Source organism: Actinospica sp., from assembly GCF_035552695.1.
In the GTDB taxonomy this organism is placed as follows: domain Bacteria; phylum Actinomycetota; class Actinomycetes; order Streptomycetales; family Catenulisporaceae; genus Actinospica.
On the sequence record NZ_DASZKT010000009.1, the window covers coordinates 37,824 to 54,560 of the forward strand.

Genomic DNA, 16,737 nt, shown 5'->3' on the forward strand with positions numbered 1-16,737 from the left:
AAGCAGCGCGCTCAGTGGTCCGCCGGGGTCACCGGCCACCACCACTGGTTCTTCGGGAGCGCGAGCTTCATGAGCCCGACTGTAGCAGAGCTCGTCCCAGCCGTCCGGGGTTAGGCGCGGGCCACCTTCTTCGGCAGCAGGAAGGCCGAACCGAGCACCAGGATCACGATCCCGAGGCCCACGACCGAGGCGATCTCCATCGCGCTCACGAACGAGCCGACGCGGATTCCGCTGCCCAGCACCGAGAAGAAGATCGTGCCGAGCACGGTCGCGCCCACCGCGTTGCCGAACTGCTGGGCCGTGGTCAGCACGCCGGCCGCCATGCCCGCCTTGTGCGGCTCGATGCCCGAGGAGAGCACCGCGCCGAGCATCGAGGGGATGGCCAGGCCGTTGCCCAGACCGATCACCACGCCGCCGGGGATCAGTTCGAGCGCGGTCACCGCGGAGCCCTGCCAGAGCAGCACGCCGATCGTGAGCGCCAGACCGAGCAGGCTCAGGCTGGCACCGAGCACGATCACCCGGTTGCCGATCCGCTCGGCGACCCGGCGGGCCAGCAGGAAGGAGCTGAGCGCGAACGCGACGCCGAGCGGGGCGAAGGCGAGCCCGGCGCGCAGCGGGGACAGGCCGAGACCGTCCTGCAGCAGCAGCGTCAGGCAGAGCATGAATCCGGCGAAGAAGGCCAGATAGCCGGCGGATATCACCATGCCCGCGGCGAAGACCCGCTCGCGCACCATGTTCGTGTCGAGGATGGGCTGGCCGTCACGAGCGTGCAGCCGGTGCTCGTAGCGCAGCGTGGCCAGCAGCACCGGCACGGCCGCGACCATCGCCACGAAGGTCCACAGCGGCCAGCCCTGCGAACGGCCGAGCGTGATCGGGACGAGCACCAGCGCGAGCGCCAGCGAGATGCCGATCGCGCCGATCGGGTCCAGCTTGGGCCGGTGCGTCGGCTCGTGCTTCGGCAGCCAGCGGGCGCCGAGCGCCACGGCCGCGATGCCGATCGGCACGTTGATGAAGAAGATGGTGCGCCAGCCCCAGCCGAACAGGTTCGCGTCCAGCAGCACGCCGCCGAGCACCTGCCCCGCGACCGCGCCGATGCCGATCGTCGCGCCGAACGCGGACATCGCCCTCGCCCGCTCGTGCGGCGGGAACATGGTGTTGATGAGGGCCAGCACCTGGGGCACCATCAGCGCGGCCGTGCCGCCCTGCAGGATGCGGAAGGCGACCAGCGCCCAGCCGTTCGGCGCGAGGCCGCACAGCAGCGAGGCTATCGCGAACAGGCTCATCCCGATCACGAAAAGGCGCCGGTGTCCGTGCAGGTCACCGAGCCGTCCGCCGGTGATCAGGCCGCTGGCGTAGGCGAAGCCGTAGCCGCCGACGATCAGCTCGAGGGCGGACTCGCCGGCGTGCAGGTCGTGCTGCAGCGAGGAGGCGGCGACGTTGACCACGAAGTAGTCGAACATGGCCATGAACATGGCGGTCAGGATGACCGGCAGAGCGCGCCAGCGGGCCGGATACGCGACGAACGCGGGCTGGCGGGCGGCGGTGTCGGCCGCGGTACGGGTTTCGGTGACGGACACGTGGTTCTCCAGAATCGTCCGGCGAGCGTGACGGTTGCTGCGTGTGCTGCTTGGGTCCTGCGGATCCTGCGCGAAACGAAGCTGAGCTCGGGGTCGGAAATCCGCGTGCGCTCCCTCGCGACCTGACGGATGATCCCCTTGAAGGCCGGTCGGGGCCCTGCGTAGGCCTCAACCAACCGGTTGGTTGAGAATATTCCACGGCACGGGCTGGCTGTCAACTGACTAGTTGGTTACTATGGCCTCATGGCCACGCGAGACGCTGAAGCAACCAAGGCGCGCATCTTCGAGGCGGCGACCGAGGAGTTCGCCGCGCACGGGATCGCCGGTGCCCGCGTCGACCGCATCGCGCAGAACGCCCAGGCCAACAAGCAGCTCATCTACGCCTACTTCGGCGACAAGAAGAAGCTGTTCTACAAGGTGCTGGACAAGACGCTGGTCCAGGTGGCCGAGATGGTCTCCACCGACATCACCGACCTCGACCGCTGGGTCGACGAGCACATCGACTACCACCAGAAGCACCCCGAGCTCCTCAGGCTGCTGATGTGGGAGGCGCTCGAGGTCGAGGAGTCCGAGACCTGCCGCGGCGAGACCCGCGCCGAGCGCTACGCCGTGAAGGTGCAGAAGATCGCCGATGCCCAGGATCAGGGCCTGGCGCGCAAGGACATCCCGCCCACGTACATGCTGATGATGCTCATGAGCATGATCAACTACGGCGTCATGCTGCCCCAGGTCAGGAACCTGGTCTTCGGCTCGGACTTCGACGCCGAGGCGCTGCGCCAGTGGACTAAGGACGCTGTCAAGCGCGTCGCGAAGGCCGCCGAATAGCGGCGGGGTACTTCCGGATACGGTTCTCCGTCGCCCGAATACATCCGTCCGCTACGGAGATTTCACTTGCTGAGTCATGGGCATTGACTACGCTGCGCCCTGCCACGCACCATCCGACCCTCAAGGAACGGATCGTCATGCGTACCAGCAGACTCACCAGGACGGTCGCGGCGCTCGCCGCCACCGCGGCCGCGACGGCGACGCTGACCGCCGCCGCTGCCTCAGCGGCGTCCACCGCGTCCCCGGCGTCGGCCGCCGCTGCCAGTGCCGCCGCCGGATGCTCCCTCGGCGGGAGCGTCAAGCATGTGATCTACCTTCAGTTCGACAACGTGCACTACACGCGCGACTCCGCATCCGTGCCGAGCGACCTGGAGCAGATGCCGAACCTGCTCAACTTCCTGACCGGGAACGGCACGCTCGTCACGCACGAGCACACCCCGTTGATCGCCCACACGGCCAATGACATCGTCACCTCGGAGACCGGCCTCTACGGCGGCTCGCAGGGTCTCTCGGTGTCCAATGAGTACGGGTACTACACGCCGAGCGGGACGATCGACACCGCGGGCGACTTCGCGTACTGGACCGACCCGATCGTCGACTACAACACCAGCACAGGGGCGCCGGTCGGCGACAGCAGCACGAACCTCGTCACGCCGAGCGGGAGCGGGGTGCCGGCTCCGTGGGTGCCGTATACGCGTGCGGGCTGCAATGTCGGCTCGGTAGCCGCGGCGAACACGGAGCTGGAGAATACGACCCCTGACGTGCCGCTGGTCTACGGCGCGAACTCGACGCAGGCCGCCGAGGCGGAGAACCCGAACCTGCAGAACAAGGCGGCGGCCGACTTCGAGGGCCTGTCCGTGCACTGCGCGCGCGGTTCGAAGGCGTGCGCCGCCAACGCCGTGCCCGACGTGCTGCCCTCCGAGCCCGGCGGCTACGCGGGTTACAAGGCGCTGTACGGCAACGTCGCGGTCCAGCCGCTGATCAGCCCGAAGAGCCCGGTCCGCAATCTCGACGGCCAGGTCATCGAGGACGGCTCCGGCGACGTCGGCTTCCCCGGCTACGACGGCATGCAGGGCACGAACGCGCTCGCCTACACGCTCGACATGCAGTCGAGCGGCGTGCCCGTCACGTACACCTACCTCAGCGACGTGCACGACTCGTGGACCACGGGCGCCGGCCTCGGCCCGGGCGAGTCGGAGTACGAGGCACAGTTGAAGGCGGAGAACCAGGCCTTCGGCACCTTCTTCGCCGGCCTCGCCGCGCATGGCATCACCAAGCAGAACACGCTGTTCGTGGTCACCGCGGACGAAGGCGACCACTTCGTCGGCGGCACGGCCAGCCCGGCCGGGTGCGACGGCGTCCACGTGGCGTGCAGCTACAGCAACCTCGGCGAGGTGGACGCGAACCTCAACGGTCTGGCCGCCACCGAGCAGGGCGTGACCACGCCGTTCCAGGTCGAGGCGGACTCCGCGCCGGTTCTCTATCTGAAGAACCAGCCTGGGCGCACGGAGTCGCAGGTTCGTACCCTGGAACGCGCCGATGCGAAGCTGACCGCGCAGGACCTGGCGACCGGCGAAACAGTGCCGCTGACCGACTATCTGGCCGATCCGGTCGAACTCAATCTCCTGCATATGACGACCGGAGACCCGAAGCGCACGCCGACGTTCGTGTCCTTCGACAACCCGGACTTCTGGGTGGGGCACGGATCGACCACGTGCACCAACTCCTGTGTCTCGCAGCCGACCGGCGGCGACGTGTGGAACCACGGCGACTACTACCCGCAGATCGACACCACGTTCCTCGGGCTGGTCGGTCCCGGCGTTCAGGACAAGGGCGTCGACAACACCACGTGGTCCTCGCACGCGGACATCCAGCCGACGATGATGTCGCTGCTCGGCCTGCACGACGACTACACGCCGGACGGCAGGGTGTTGACTGAGATCCTGAACCGCCAGACGCCCGCGTACATCACGCAGCTCGGCGAGGCCTACAGCCAGCTCGATTCGCCGGTCGGCGCGTTCGCCGCGAGCACGCTGCAGGCGTCTACGAAGGCACTGGCCAGCGATACGCCCGGCGACGCCTTCTACACGTCAACCGAGAACAAGTTGACCGCGCTCGGTCAGGCGCGCGATGCGCTGGTCAAGCAGATCCAGCAGATTCTCGACAGCTACTCGCGTGTCGGACGCACTGCGTACTCAGCGCGTCCGCAGGCCGTCGTCTCGGCTTCGGCTGAGGCGAACAACCTGCTCGCTCAGGCGGCGCAGTTGGCGAAGGCGAAGGTCTGAGTGTTCACCGCAGTCGGGTGAAGAAGCCGATCGCCATCGACGTCCACCAGAGGGACTGAGAGAGCACGGCGCTCGTGACAGCGCGTACGAGGAGGGGGCGCGGCAGGGTACTGACCCGCGCCCCCTTCGGCACCGCGCGCACGTGGTCCAGCACGTCCCGCGCGTGGACCGCGTTGACGCCCAGCGCCAGCACGACGAAGAAGTTGGCGACGACCCAGCCGTTGCCGAAATCGGGCTGCAGGAACGCGCCGCTCAAGCACACGAGCACGAACCCGAGCCAGATCAGCCAGTCCGCGTACAGGGCGAAGCGGGCCGCGCGGCCGATCGACGTCCAGCCGAACAACGACGTCAGGAACACACCGTCGACCGCGAGCACGGTGCCGAGACCGATGCAGAACCCGATGACGTGCACGGTCAGATACCGAGTCCTGGCCGCATCGGTCAGGTAGACCGTCGCCGCGCTCTCGTGCTTGCTCACCAGGACCACGGCGAGCCACGTGCCGACGACCGCCGCCGCCAGGATCGCGAGTTTGGGGGCGCGGGCCTCCAGCGGCGGAACGCGGTCGGTCGCGGATATCGCGGCCTTCGTCTCAATGCCCATGGGGAGGATTATAGGTAAGCCTTGCCTTAGCTTTCCGTGAGGGTCGGCAGCGCCCATCCGGCTTCCGGCAGCCACCGCCGCGCCGGGTCCGCACCGAACACCCCCGCACGCGCCTCGACCAGTGCGACGGCCTGCTCGCGGGCCTGCTCCAGCGCGGCGTCCTCGGCATCCGTGATCACACCGAGGCGCCGGCACTGCGCGTATTCGTCCTCGTCCTTCCAGTGCCACTTGCCGTCCGGCTCCACGACGAGGTCCAGCGCGAGGTCCATCGTGTCCCAGCCAGACGCGTACCACGTCGGCGGGCGCTCGAAGTTCACATACCAGCAGTTGAGCGTCCCGTCCTCGGCGTACATCCGGGCCACGCTGAACCAGCGCCCTGACACGATCTCCGTGACGACGCCGGTCCACCGCCACGCCCATTCGGCCAGGTCCCACCCGCCGCCGGCCAAGTCGTCGAGCGCCGCCGAGCGCAACGCCTTGTCGCGGCCGCCGCCGGACTCGACGAACCTGGCCGCCGCCAGCGTGACGACGCCCGGCCAGAGCGCCGCCACCGCCGACGTCTCATCCGACGCGAGCACCCGTACCGGAGCCTGGGTCCACACGCGGCCGCGGAACACGTCGCGGCGTACGGCGATCGATCCGGGCGGCAGCAGGGCTCCAGTCACGCCGCCATCTAGAGTCATCCCGGGTTCGGCGTATAGCCGAGCTCGGTCGGCGGCTCCGGCGGGCCCTGCCTGCGCACCCGCGCGACCAGTTCCGGCAGGTTCGGCGGCCAGAACAGCGCCTGCGACTCCTCCAGCGCGCCAGGGGTCCACCAGCGCGTCGCCATGATGCCGTCCAGCCGGTGCGACTCGGTCAGATCGCCCTCGACCTCCCGGCGCGGCCCCTCGGCCAGGTAGATCGCCTCGCTCTGCCGCGTCGGCACGCCCGCGCGGGTGTAGTCGTGCTCCCAGCGGCAGAGCGGCGGCCCGACCTTCACGTCCGTCCAGCCGGTCTCCTCGGCCGTCTCGCGCACCGCCGCCTCGAGCTCGCTCTCGCCCTCCTCGATGCCGCCGCCGGGCGGGGCCCAGTGCAGGCCGATCTCCACGTCGTCGTGCAGCTGGAGGTAGACGGCGCCGTCCGGGTCGATGATCACGAGCCGGGCGGCGAGTCGGGGAGTGCGCTCTGTCATGCTCCGAGGGTAGCCGCGGACACCGACAGCGCTCCGACCCGCCGCCCACCACCAACGCCGGACCAGCGGGTCAGTCAGTTCCCGCACCGGCGCGCAACGCTTCGATCAGCCACTGCATCGACTCGTACAACACGCCCTTCAACTCGCTCAGCTGACCGATCGTCAGCAACCGCGTCACGGTTCGGTCTCCCTCATGGCGTCCACGCTCCGGCTTCCAGTGGGTGGAGAGTCAAGCCCCGTCAAGCCTAGGATCATTTTCATGACCTACCTCGCTGCCGCGGATCGCTACGCCTCCATGACCTACCGGCGCTCGGGTCGTAGCGGCCTGCGCCTGCCGGCCGTCTCCCTCGGCCTGTGGCACAACTTCGGCGACGCCTACACCTTCGACAACCAGCGCGCGGTGCTGCGCCGCGCCTTCGACCGCGGCGTGACGCACTTCGACCTGGCCAACAACTACGGCCCGCCGCCCGGCTCGGCCGAGGAGAACTTCGGCCGGCACCTGCGTGCCGACCTCCGGCCGTACCGCGACGAGCTGATCATCTCCACGAAGGCCGGCTACAACATGTGGCAGGGCCCCTACGGCGAATGGGGCTCGCGCAAGTACCTGCTCTCCTCCCTGGACCAGTCGCTCACCCGGATGGGGCTCGACTACGTCGACATCTTCTACAGCCACCGCTTCGACCCGGACACGCCGCTCGAGGAGACGATGGGCGCGCTCGACCAGGCGGTGCGCTCCGGCAAGGCGCTGTACGCGGGCATCTCCAACTACGACCCGGAGCAGACCCGGCGGGCCGCGCACCTGCTGCGCGAGCTCGGCACGCCGCTGCTCATCCATCAGCCGCGCTACAACATGTTCGACCGGCAGCGGGTCGAGGGCGGCCTGCTGGACGCGCTCGAGGAGGTCGGCGCCGGGGCGATCTGCTTCTCGCCGCTGGACCAGGGCCGGCTCACCGACCGCTATCTGAACGGCATCCCCGCCGACTCCCGGGTGGCGACCGGCGGCTTCCTCAAGGAGAACCAGCTCACCGAGGAGGTGCTGAACAAGGCGCGCACGCTCAACAAGATCGCCGAGGGGCGCGGACAGACGCTCGCCCAGCTCGCCCTGGCCTGGACGCTGCGCGACGCGCGGATGACCTCGACGCTGATCGGCGCCTCGTCGGTCAGGCAGCTCGACGTCAACCTCGGCGCGCTGGGCGCCCCGGCCCTCGACGACTCCGAGCTCGCCGCCATCGACGAGGTGCTCGCGGACTGAGGCCGCCCGCCGTGTCCACCCGTCCGGGCCGCGCGTCTCGTCTGGCGAAACCGCGTCGGGGCCCGCGACCGGCGTCCCGTACCCTGGACGGGTGGATACGACCGAAATGGATACCTGGCGGAAAATGACCGCCAAGCAGCAGCCCTCGTGGCCCGACGCCGGTGAGCTGACCCGCGCCGCCGCGGAGCTGCGCTCGTATCCGCCGCTGGTCTTCGCGGGCGAGTGCGACCTGCTCAAGGAGCGGATCGCGGCCGTCGCCCGCGGCGAGGCCTTCATCCTGCAGGGCGGCGACTGCGCCGAGACCTTCGACGCCGTGACCGCGGACGCGATCCGCAACAAGCTCAAGACGCTGCTGCAGATGGCGGCCGTGCTCACCTACGCCGCGTCCGTGCCGGTGGTCAAGATCGGCCGGATCGCCGGGCAGTACGGCAAGCCGCGCTCCAAGGACACCGAGACCCGGGACGGGATGACCCTCCCGGCGTACCGCGGCGACTCGGTCAACGGCTTCGAGTTCACCCCCGACTCCCGGATCCCCGACCCGTGGCGGATGGTCCGGATGTACCACTCAAGCGCCGCGACGCTGAACCTGGTGCGCGCGTTCACCACCGGCGGCTACGCCGATCTGCGCCAGGTGCACGCCTGGAACCAGGACTTCGTCGCCAGCTCCCCGGCCGGGGAGCGCTACGAGGTGCTGGCGAGCGAGATCGAGCGCGCGCTGCGCTTCATGCAGGCCTGCGGGACGGACCCGGAGGAGCTGCGCGCGGTCGAGTTCTTCTCCTCGCACGAGGGACTGCTGCTGGAGTACGAGGCCGCGCTCACCCGCATCGACTCGCGCACCCGGGAGCCGTACAACACCTCGGCGCACTTCGTCTGGGTCGGCGAGCGCACCCGCGACCTCGACGGCGCGCACGTGGACTACTTCTCGAAAATCCGCAACCCGATCGGCATCAAGCTCGGGCCGACCACGTCACCGGACGACGCCCTCGCCTACCTCGCCAAGCTCGACCCGCACCGCGAGCCGGGCCGGCTGACCTTCGTGGTGCGGATGGGCGCGGGCATAGTGCGCGACAAGCTCCCGGCGCTGATCGAGAAGGTCACCTCGGAGGGCCACCAGGTCGCCTGGATCTGCGATCCGATGCACGGCAACACCTTCGAGGCGCCCAGCGGCCACAAGACCCGCCGCTTCGACGACGTGCTGGACGAGGTCAAGGGCTTCTTCGAGGTGCACCGCGGGCTCGGCACCCACCCCGGCGGCATCCACGTGGAGCTGACCGGCGACGACGTGACCGAGTGCGTGGGCGGCGGCGACGAGATCGTGTTCGACGATCTCGGCACCCGCTACGAGTCGGCCTGCGACCCGCGGCTGAACCGCTCGCAGTCGCTCGACCTGGCGTTCCTCGTCGCGGAGATGTACCGCGAGACCCGGTAATCCCGACCGTTTCCGTCATGGCCGCAGCGCATAGGCTGCGGCCATGACCATTTCTGCCCCGATCGACCTGCGCAGCGACACCGTCACCAAGCCCACCCCCGCGATGCGCGCGGCCATGCTCGACGCCGAGGTCGGCGACGACGTCTACGGCGAGGACCCGTCGGTCGCCGCGCTCGAGGCCCGCGCGCTCGAACTGTTCGGCGGCCCGGACTCGCGACTGACCACGGCCCTGTTCGTGCCGACCGGCGTCATGGCCAACCACATCGGCCTGCGGATGCATGCCGCGCCCGGCGAGGAAGTGGTCTGCGACGCCGACGCGCACATCGTCGCGCACGAGGACGCGGGCCTGGCCTGGCACGCCGGGGTCCAGACGCGCACCACGCTGACCGAGCGCGGCCTGCTGACGGCCGAGGAGCTGGACCGGCTCATCCGCCCGCACGGCCCCTACGTGGTCGGCACCAAGGTCGTCGAACTGGAGAACACGCACAACCGCGGCGGCGGCTCCATCTATCCGATCGAGACGCTGCGGCAGATCAGGGCCCTGGCCGACGCGCGCGGCGTGGCCGTGCACATCGACGGCGCCCGGCTGTGGAACGCGCACGTCGCGACGCGCACCCCGCTCGCGGACTACGGACAGATCGCCGACACGCTCTCCGTCTGCCTGTCCAAGGGACTCGGCGCGCCGGTCGGCTCGGTGCTGCTGCTGTCCCAGGAGCAGCGCGAGCAGGCCAAGGTGCTGCGACACCGTCTCGGCGGCGGCTGGCGGCAGGCCGGAATGCTCGCCGCGGCCGGACTGTACGCCCTCGAACACCACATCGAGCGGATGGCCGAGGACCACGCCAACGCGAGGCTGCTCGCCGAGGGTCTGCGCGAGCGCGGGCTGACGGTGGTTGAGCCGGAGACGAACATCGTGCTCATCGACGTACCCGGAGACGCACCCGGTGTAGTCAACCGGGTGAGAGAGAAAGGCGTACTGATCGGTCCGAAGGGTCCCAGAACCCTGCGAGCCATCACGCATCTGGATGTAACGGAGAAGTCGGTGGTGACGGCGGCTCAAGCCGTCGCAGATTCCGTATGAACTGCGGCGTACTGAGCTGATTTTCGACTGTTTGAGGCTGTTGATAGACCCCTGGGGCGAGGGCTACCTTCGTGCGCGACACGAAGCATCCATCAACGACCCCAGGGGGCGGCCATGGGCATTTTCAAGAAGATCTTCGGCGACGACGAGGAGAAGGAGCGCGAGGAGGCGGCCAAGCGAAAGGCCGCTGAGGCGTACGCGGAGAAGCACTCGCACTCCACCGAGTCTGAGCACGAACACGCCCCGGCGAAGAAGGCCGCCGCGAAGAAGCCGGCGGCGGTCGCGAAGCCCGCCGCCAAGAAGGCCGCCGCGAGCAAGACGGCGGAGGCCCCGGCCAAGAAGACGGCCGCGAAGAAGACAGCTGACAAGCCTGTCGAGAAGGCCGCTGCGAAGGACACTGACAAGGCCGAGCCGAAGGCGGAGCACGCGCACACGCACGACCCGGTGCCGCCGCAGCGCACCTACGCGCCGCTCAGCGGCGCCCTCGCCGCCGACGCGCACACGCACGTGCACGACGTGGCCTCGGGCCCGGTGACGGCCGCGCACGACCAGATGATGACCGTGCACATCGAGACCCATGTGCCCGACCACTCGCCGCGCGAGGACGACCCGCACTACCACCTGTTCGAGCAGGCCAAGGCGCGGCTGAAGCGTCAGGGCCTGTGGAAGTGCATCATCGCCGACGAACTCTGCGGCGGCGAGCCCGAACTGCACCACACCTTCATCGAGTTCTCCCAGATCAACGAGGTGGACCCGAAGAAGATCCAGCAGTCGCTCGGCCTGCACTTCGACAACGACGAGGACTTCCAGAAGTGGGCCGAGTCGCCCGGCAACCTGGAGGTGCTCTGCGCGAACCACCACCGCACGCACTACGGCATCCACGTGATCCCCGGCCCGCTGTGGGAGGCGCTTCGCTTCCGCATGGCCGGCACCGAGGCCGCCGCCGAGTTCGTGACCGCGGACGACGCGAAGCAGGAGGAGAAGGAGGCGGCCCCGGCCCAAAAGTAGGCCGAGGCCGTTTCGGCGATGCCGAAGGCTGACTCAGTGATGCGGCGCCGGGGGATTTGCCCCGGCGCCGCCTTGCTTCGCGCCCAAGTCACCGGAATCGGCCCTATCCGCGCATCGAGTAGACGATCTCCACCGAGCCGCCGGGCAGCGCGCGCGAGCTTTCGAAGGACAGTCGGGTGGGGTGCCCGCAATCAATACCGCCGCTCCACATCGCGTGCCGCCAGGACGGCGTCGACATCCCGGATGCAGGCCTCGAACGAATGGTCCGCAGCTGGAAAGTGCGGTGTCAGTGCGCTTCGAGGGCCGAGGGCTTGATGCGCTTCGGCATCAGGAAGCCGAGCGGGACGCAGAGCACGAGGACGACGGTGCACCAGGCGAGCGTCGTGGCGGCCGAGGAGACCGAGCTGTGGCCGTCCGCGAGGCCGTTGAAGTAGAGCGTGCCGAACAGGGCCGAGCCGAGGGTGTTGCCGAGCTGCTGGAGTGCGTTCATCAGACCGCCCGCCGAGCCGGTTTCGTGGTCGTCGATGGCGCTGATCACGATGCCGAAGTAACTGGCGATCAGGAGGCCGAAGCCGAGGCCGCACAACGTGTAGGCGGGTGCGAGCTCCCAACTCGTCAGGTGCAGACCCCAGTGTTCGACGCTGAGCGCCACGCCTGCCATGCCGATCGCCATCAGGACCACGCCGCCGTGCAGCACGCGGCGACCGAACTTCGGTGCGAGCAGTGCGCCGCCGAGGCCCGCGCCGATGGAGACGGCGAGGGAGAACGGAAGGCTCGTCAGACCGGCGTGCAGCGAGGTGTAGCCCAGCGCGAGCTGCAGGTGCAGGATCAGCACGAGGAAGAGGCCGCCGAGCGCGCAGAAGAAGAAGACTCCGAAGATCTGACCGCCGACGAAGGCCGGCTTGCGGAACAGCGAGAGCGTCACCAGCGGAGTGCGTCCTTGGCGCGTGCGCATGCGCTGCTGCAGGCCGAAGAGCGCGAATACCGGCACTGACGCGGCCATGAGTACGAACATGTACACCGGCCAGCCCTGCTCCCGGCCCTGGATGAGCGGGTAGACGAGCAGCAGCATGCCGAGACCGGAGAGCACCGCTCCGGTCACGTCGAGGGTCGGTGCGTCAGGGCCGTGCGGCTTGTCCTTGGGCACCACGCGCCAGGCGTAGCCGAAGGCGATCAGACCGACCGGCACGTTCACCCAGAAGATCGACCGCCACTCCGAGCCGAACAGGTTCGCCTGCACGAGCGCGCCGCCGATGATCGGTCCGACGGTCGCGGCCACGCCCATCACCGGGCCGAAGATGCCCATCGCGGCGCCCGCCTTGTCGGCCGGGAAGACCGAGCGGATGATCGCGAGTCCCTGCGGCAGCATCAGCGCGGCCGCGAGGCCCTGCAGGACGCGCGCGGTGACCAGCATCTGCGGGTCTATCGAGGCGCTGGCGATCCCGGACATCAGCGTGAACGCGCCGATGCCGCCGAGGAACATCCGGCGGCGGCCGAAGAGGTCGCCGAGCCGGCCGCCGGTGATCAGCGCGACCGCCATCGCCAGCGTGTACCCGGCGATGATCCACTGCAGCTGGGTCGTGGTGGCGTGCAGTTCGCGGGCGATCGAGGGTGCGCCCACGTTGACGATCGTCGAGTCGAGCAGGTCCATGACGTCGGCGCCGAGCACGGTCAGCAGCACGGCCGTCTGCAGGCGCGTGCTCCTGGCCGGGTTGGACCCGCCGTCGGACTCGGGACTCGAGCCGGTACTCGGCGGCTCTCGGTCAACGGTGGTGCTCATCGGAATCCCTCCCTGGGAACGAACAGTGTTTGTTGCTTGCGAACGCTGTACTAGCCGTTGGAACACTGTTCTACGCTCGAACGGCGTTCGCGTCAAGAACGTTGTTCGTATTGCGTACGCTGTTCGTGCGGCGGTACGGTAGGGGCCGCAGGCCAGCCAGAAGGAGACGGAATGGCGTACGGGCACGAGGGGTCGGCCGGAGATCGTTCGAACGCGGCGGCGCGGGCCGGGGACCTGCGCGCGGCCGCGTCCCGGGTCTCGGCGGGCCGCGCCGGGGTGATCCCGCCCATTCCGCCGCCGCCCTGGTCCCGCGAGCCGGGGCCGCGCCGCATCCGCGCGGACAAGCCCGTGCTGAGCCGGGAGGCCATCGTGGCGGCCGCCATCCGGGTGATCGACGAGGAGGGCTTCGACGCCGTCTCGATGCGCCGCGTCGCCCAGGAGTTCGGCACCGGGGCCGCGTCGCTCTACGCGTACGTGGCGAACAAGGACCAGCTGATGGACCTGATCGTCGACGAGATCATGGCGGAGAGCGCGGTCGAGGTGCGGGAGATCGCGCCGGACGTGCTCGGCTGGCAGGAGCAGCTCAAATCCATGCTGCGGTCGAGCTACCAGGTGCTGCTCTCGCACCGCGATATCGCGAAGGCGATGCTGGGCCGCATCCCCTTCGGCCCCAACGGGCTGCGCAACGTCGAGGCGATGCTCAAACTGCTGCGCGCGCACGGCATGCCGGACTACGTCGCGGCGTACGCGGGCGACCTGATCGGCCAGTACCTGGTGGCCTCGGCGATCGAGGGCTTCACCTGGCAGGAGCGGTATCCCGACTCCACGCCGACGCAGACCTCAGAGGCGATGAGCGAGGTCGGCGACTATCTGGAGTCGCTGCCCAAGGAGGAGTTCCCGAACGTGACGGCGCTGGCCCGGGTGATGGTCGGCGATTCCGGCGACCCCGACTCGCCGTTGTACGACCGCTTCGAGCTCGGCCTCGACATCCTGGTGCGCGGGCTGACCACCTTCCTGCCGAGCAGCGCGCACGAGCAGTGGCGGAACTGAGTCCGGTGGCTGGACTGAGTCCGGCGGCGGAACCGAACCCGGTGGCTGAGCCGAACCGCCGGCCGCCGCGGCTCACGCGTGCGGCGGGACGGCGGCGGTTCGGTCGGCTCAGTCTTCGTGCTCGGGCTGCTGCACCAGCTGCGCCAGGTAGAGCGGCTCGCCGAGCTTCTTGACCAGGTCCAGCTGCGTCTCGAGGTAGTCGATGTGCTCCTCCTCGTCCTCGAGGATGTCCTCGAAGATGTTCGCGGAGGTCACGTCGTCCTTGTCGCGCATCAGCTTGATCCCGCGGCGCAGCCGCTCCACCGCCTCGACTTCCACCTTCATGTCGCACTCGAACATCTCGGTGACGGTCTGCCCGATGCGCAGCGGCTGCAGCTTCTGGAAGTTCGGCAGCCCCTCGAGGAAGATGATGCGCTCGGCGAGCCGGTCGGCGTGCTGCATCTCCTCGATCGACTCGCGCCGGGTGTGCTTGGCGAGCTTCACCCAGCCGTTGTTCTCCTGCAGCTTGTAGTGCAACCAGTACTGGTTGATGGCCGTGAGCTCGGCCGTCAGCTGCTCGTTGAGGATCGCGATGACATCTTTGTGGCCCTGCATCGACTGATCACTTCCGTGCCGTGGTGGGGTGATGACGGCAGGTAGTCTTTCACGCGCACGGGGCGAATCCGGGCCACGCCGGCTCGAATCACCGCGTCAATCGCCGCGTCGTGCCGAAAGCGCCGAACGCTCAGGCGGCGAGCGCGTCCCCGGCGAGCACTTCGCCGACCCGGGCTGCGGCGTCGCACACGGACGGGCAGGCCTTGAGGGCGTGTTCCACGCAGGGGCGCCGGCGGGCCTCCTCGATCAGGCAGCCGAGGCGCTCCACGCAGGTCCCGCAGCTGGTCCCGGCACCGCAGCGCTCGCCGAGCTCCTCCTGCGTGCGCGCGCCCGCCGAGATCTCGTCGTGTATCTCCTCTTCGGTGATGCTGAAGCAGACACAGGCGTACATGGACGGGACTCCTCGGGGCTACGGTTAGGTAAACCTAAGCTAACCCGGACGATCCGGGACGCGCAAGCACGGGACGGCCGATTGTGGTCGGAAGCACACCCCCGGGTCTGGGACGATAGAAGCCATGGTGGGTTCTCACGAGTCGCCGGGGGAAGCGGAGCAGCTGCCGCCCGGACAGCGTGCGCAGACCCAGTGGCCGGTCCTGCACTACGGTCCGGTGCCCCGGTTCAAGCCGGAGCGCTGGGATCTGCAGGTCTACGGCGCCACGGTCGACGGGACGAAGCAAAGCTGGGACTACGGCGAGTTCCACGCGCTGCCCACGGCCGAGGTCAGCGGCGACATGCACTGTGTCACCAAGTTCAGCCTCGTCGGCAACAGCTGGAGCGGCGTGCTCGCGCGCACGATCCTCGAACTCGCTCCGCCCGCGCCCGAGGCCACGCACGCGATGATCTGGGCCGAGTACGGCTACTCGGCCAACCTGCGCATCGAGGACCTCGCCGCCGACGCGACGATCCTGGCGACCCACCGCGGCGGCGTGGAGCTCACGCCGGACCACGGCTTCCCGCTGCGCCTGGTCGTCCCGCACCTCTACGCCTGGAAGGGCCCGAAGTGGGTGCGCGCGATCGAGTACCTGACCGCGGACCGGCGCGGCTTCTGGGAGGAGCGCGGCTACCACAACACCGGCGACCCCTGGCACGAGCAGCGCTACTCCTACCAGGAGGACTGACCGGACGTCAGATCACGGTGCGGTTCACGACGTGTACTTGACCGTGATGTTCTTGAATCCCAGCGACTGCAGCAGACTGGTCAGCATCGTCCGCGTGTTGCGTTCCGCGTCCGTGATCAGCGCGCTCTTCGCCGCCGCGCCCTCGATCTGCTTCTGCGCGAGCTCGTAGACCGCCTGCTGCGAGTTCGGGTTGCCGCTCAGGAAGCTGTTCACCCGGGTGAAGAGCCCCTGCTGCTGCGCGAAGACGTAGGACTGCTGCACGTTGAGCTGCGCCGGGTCGAGCTTGGCCGGCGGCAGCGTGATCGTCGCCGACAGCCGGTCCGCGGAGACCTGCACCGCGCTGCCCTTGAGGGCGGAGAAGTCCACGTACGCGTTGTCGGTGCCGATGCCGATGAACAGCGTGTCGCTGCCCTCGAGGAAGCTCGGCAGCAGCGAGCCGCCCGAGGAGATGTCGACGACGACCTGGAAGTTGCCCTCGGCGGCCTCGTACTTGGACAGCTCGACGATCGACTGGAGCAGCACGGGCCCGGAACGCTCCGTCGTCTGCTCGGAGAATGGATTGCGCAGTTGGGGTAGAAGGTGGATGGCGGATCCCAGCAGGGCCAGGCCCGCCACCACGACCAGCGACACGGCACCCACGACTATTCGCTTACGCCACCGAGATACAACCGCCACCACGACCACCGCCCCTTGACTCTAACCTGTCCATCAGTGCTATGAGTATCCACTGCCAGAAGGAGCGAATACCCTTGCCAGGCTTGAGAATCCCCCGATTGCGAACACGGCGTGAGCGGGACGAGCGGCCGCGCCGTCGCGGCTTCAACGCGCTCTGGGCCCTCTTCTGGCTGATCTTGATCATCATCGTGCTCGGACTGATCTTCGGCGGCTATCGCAAGGGCACGCCGGTCAAGAACCCCGGATCGTGGGTCACCAGTGGCATTTCCGTGCTCAGCGGCAGGGCTCGGTAGC

18 protein-coding genes are annotated in these 16,737 nt (G+C 68.9%); 9 read left to right on the forward strand and 9 right to left on the reverse strand.

Annotated elements, in window-relative coordinates; all coding sequences use genetic code 11:
• Positions 1–110: 110 nt before the first annotated feature.
• Positions 111–1,577 carry an MFS transporter gene (locus VG296_RS01685; protein ID WP_325562262.1) on the reverse strand — a complete coding sequence of 489 codons (1,467 nt, stop codon included), beginning with the start codon at positions 1,575–1,577 and terminating at the stop codon, positions 111–113.
• A gap of 243 nt (positions 1,578–1,820) precedes the next feature.
• Here VG296_RS01685 and VG296_RS01690 point away from each other — a divergent pair, with 243 nt between their 5' ends.
• Positions 1,821–2,402: a TetR family transcriptional regulator gene (locus VG296_RS01690; protein WP_325562263.1), complete on the forward strand. Its 582-nt coding sequence runs from the start codon at positions 1,821–1,823 to the stop codon at positions 2,400–2,402.
• A 137-nt stretch (positions 2,403–2,539) separates the two neighbouring features.
• Entirely contained in the window at positions 2,540–4,687 is a 2,148-nt protein-coding gene (locus VG296_RS01695) for a hypothetical protein (protein ID WP_325562264.1), read from the forward strand.
• Positions 4,688–4,691: 4 nt separating this feature from the next.
• On the opposite strand, the gene VG296_RS01700 is transcribed toward VG296_RS01695, so the two are convergent.
• The 3 genes from VG296_RS01700 to VG296_RS01710 are packed head-to-tail and all read right to left on the reverse strand — an operon-like array spanning position 4,692 to position 6,459.
• Positions 4,692–5,288 (reverse strand): hypothetical protein, encoded by a 597-nt coding sequence (locus tag VG296_RS01700; RefSeq protein WP_325562269.1) that lies wholly within the window; start codon positions 5,286–5,288, stop codon positions 4,692–4,694.
• A gap of 26 nt (positions 5,289–5,314) precedes the next feature.
• The gene (locus VG296_RS01705) at positions 5,315–5,953 is read right to left on the reverse strand and encodes a DUF402 domain-containing protein (protein ID WP_325562270.1); all 639 of its coding nucleotides are present in this window, start codon (positions 5,951–5,953) and stop codon (positions 5,315–5,317) included.
• Positions 5,954–5,967: 14 nt separating this feature from the next.
• The gene (locus VG296_RS01710; RefSeq protein ID WP_325562271.1) at positions 5,968–6,459 is read right to left on the reverse strand and encodes an NUDIX domain-containing protein; all 492 of its coding nucleotides are present in this window, start codon (positions 6,457–6,459) and stop codon (positions 5,968–5,970) included.
• A gap of 259 nt (positions 6,460–6,718) precedes the next feature.
• Between VG296_RS01710 and mgrA the strand changes: the two genes are divergently transcribed.
• The 4 genes from mgrA (at position 6,719) to VG296_RS01730 (ending at position 11,226) form a co-directional block, all read left to right on the forward strand.
• Entirely contained in the window at positions 6,719–7,711 is a 993-nt protein-coding gene (gene mgrA / locus VG296_RS01715; RefSeq protein ID WP_325562273.1) for an L-glyceraldehyde 3-phosphate reductase, read from the forward strand.
• 106 nt (positions 7,712–7,817) lie between these two features.
• Positions 7,818–9,140, forward strand: a complete 1,323-nt coding sequence (locus tag VG296_RS01720) for a class II 3-deoxy-7-phosphoheptulonate synthase (protein ID WP_349259423.1) — start codon at positions 7,818–7,820, stop codon at positions 9,138–9,140.
• Positions 9,141–9,183: 43 nt separating this feature from the next.
• The gene (locus VG296_RS01725) at positions 9,184–10,218 is read left to right on the forward strand and encodes a GntG family PLP-dependent aldolase (protein ID WP_325562277.1); all 1,035 of its coding nucleotides are present in this window, start codon (positions 9,184–9,186) and stop codon (positions 10,216–10,218) included.
• A gap of 114 nt (positions 10,219–10,332) precedes the next feature.
• A complete protein-coding gene (locus VG296_RS01730; protein ID WP_325562279.1) occupies positions 10,333–11,226 on the forward strand; it encodes a hypothetical protein in 894 nt (297 codons plus the stop codon).
• A gap of 103 nt (positions 11,227–11,329) precedes the next feature.
• Here the strand turns inward: VG296_RS01730 and VG296_RS01735 are convergent, their stop codons facing one another.
• A complete protein-coding gene (locus VG296_RS01735; RefSeq protein WP_325562281.1) occupies positions 11,330–11,464 on the reverse strand; it encodes a hypothetical protein in 135 nt (44 codons plus the stop codon).
• Positions 11,465–11,512: 48 nt separating this feature from the next.
• Complete coding sequence (locus tag VG296_RS01740; RefSeq protein ID WP_325562283.1) at positions 11,513–13,006, reverse strand: MFS transporter; 1,494 nt, start codon at positions 13,004–13,006, stop codon at positions 11,513–11,515.
• A 171-nt stretch (positions 13,007–13,177) separates the two neighbouring features.
• On the opposite strand from VG296_RS01740, the gene VG296_RS01745 reads away from it, so the two are divergent.
• On the forward strand, positions 13,178–14,056 hold the full coding sequence (locus VG296_RS01745; RefSeq protein WP_325562285.1) for a TetR/AcrR family transcriptional regulator: 879 nt from the start codon (positions 13,178–13,180) through the stop codon (positions 14,054–14,056).
• Positions 14,057–14,164: 108 nt separating this feature from the next.
• Here the strand turns inward: VG296_RS01745 and bfr are convergent, their stop codons facing one another.
• Together bfr and VG296_RS01755 are read right to left on the reverse strand one after the other, a co-directional pair.
• A complete protein-coding gene (gene bfr, locus VG296_RS01750) occupies positions 14,165–14,650 on the reverse strand; it encodes a bacterioferritin (protein ID WP_325562288.1) in 486 nt (161 codons plus the stop codon).
• A 130-nt stretch (positions 14,651–14,780) separates the two neighbouring features.
• Entirely contained in the window at positions 14,781–15,041 is a 261-nt protein-coding gene (locus tag VG296_RS01755; RefSeq protein WP_325562290.1) for a (2Fe-2S)-binding protein, read from the reverse strand.
• Between the two features lie 127 nt (positions 15,042–15,168).
• Between VG296_RS01755 and VG296_RS01760 the strand changes: the two genes are divergently transcribed.
• On the forward strand, positions 15,169–15,768 hold the full coding sequence (locus VG296_RS01760) for a sulfite oxidase-like oxidoreductase (protein WP_414641042.1): 600 nt from the start codon (positions 15,169–15,171) through the stop codon (positions 15,766–15,768).
• Between the two features lie 24 nt (positions 15,769–15,792).
• Here the strand turns inward: VG296_RS01760 and VG296_RS01765 are convergent, their stop codons facing one another.
• The gene (locus VG296_RS01765; protein ID WP_325562294.1) at positions 15,793–16,407 is read right to left on the reverse strand and encodes a DUF4230 domain-containing protein; all 615 of its coding nucleotides are present in this window, start codon (positions 16,405–16,407) and stop codon (positions 15,793–15,795) included.
• A 134-nt stretch (positions 16,408–16,541) separates the two neighbouring features.
• On the opposite strand from VG296_RS01765, the gene VG296_RS01770 reads away from it, so the two are divergent.
• A complete protein-coding gene (locus VG296_RS01770; protein ID WP_325562296.1) occupies positions 16,542–16,736 on the forward strand; it encodes a hypothetical protein in 195 nt (64 codons plus the stop codon).
• Position 16,737: the final 1 nt, after the last annotated feature.

Bases quoted from the DNA above. Each gene is read 5' to 3' on its own strand.
- VG296_RS01725 (WP_325562277.1), top strand. From the start codon at position 9,184: ATGACCATTTCTGCCCCGATCGACCTGCGCAGCGACACCGTCACCAAG.
- VG296_RS01740 (WP_325562283.1), bottom strand. From the start codon at position 13,006: ATGAGCACCACCGTTGACCGAGAGCCGCCGAGTACCGGCTCGAGTCCC.
- VG296_RS01755 (WP_325562290.1), bottom strand. From the start codon at position 15,041: ATGTACGCCTGTGTCTGCTTCAGCATCACCGAAGAGGAGATACACGAC.
- VG296_RS01720 (WP_349259423.1), top strand. From the start codon at position 7,818: ATGGATACCTGGCGGAAAATGACCGCCAAGCAGCAGCCCTCGTGGCCC.
- VG296_RS01700 (WP_325562269.1), bottom strand. From the start codon at position 5,288: ATGGGCATTGAGACGAAGGCCGCGATATCCGCGACCGACCGCGTTCCG.
- VG296_RS01695 (WP_325562264.1), top strand. From the start codon at position 2,540: ATGCGTACCAGCAGACTCACCAGGACGGTCGCGGCGCTCGCCGCCACC.
- VG296_RS01690 (WP_325562263.1), top strand. From the start codon at position 1,821: ATGGCCACGCGAGACGCTGAAGCAACCAAGGCGCGCATCTTCGAGGCG.
- VG296_RS01730 (WP_325562279.1), top strand. From the start codon at position 10,333: ATGGGCATTTTCAAGAAGATCTTCGGCGACGACGAGGAGAAGGAGCGC.
- VG296_RS01745 (WP_325562285.1), top strand. From the start codon at position 13,178: ATGGCGTACGGGCACGAGGGGTCGGCCGGAGATCGTTCGAACGCGGCG.
- VG296_RS01735 (WP_325562281.1), bottom strand. From the start codon at position 11,464: ATGTCGACGCCGTCCTGGCGGCACGCGATGTGGAGCGGCGGTATTGAT.
- mgrA (WP_325562273.1), top strand. From the start codon at position 6,719: ATGACCTACCTCGCTGCCGCGGATCGCTACGCCTCCATGACCTACCGG.
- bfr (WP_325562288.1), bottom strand. From the start codon at position 14,650: ATGCAGGGCCACAAAGATGTCATCGCGATCCTCAACGAGCAGCTGACG.
- VG296_RS01710 (WP_325562271.1), bottom strand. From the start codon at position 6,459: ATGACAGAGCGCACTCCCCGACTCGCCGCCCGGCTCGTGATCATCGAC.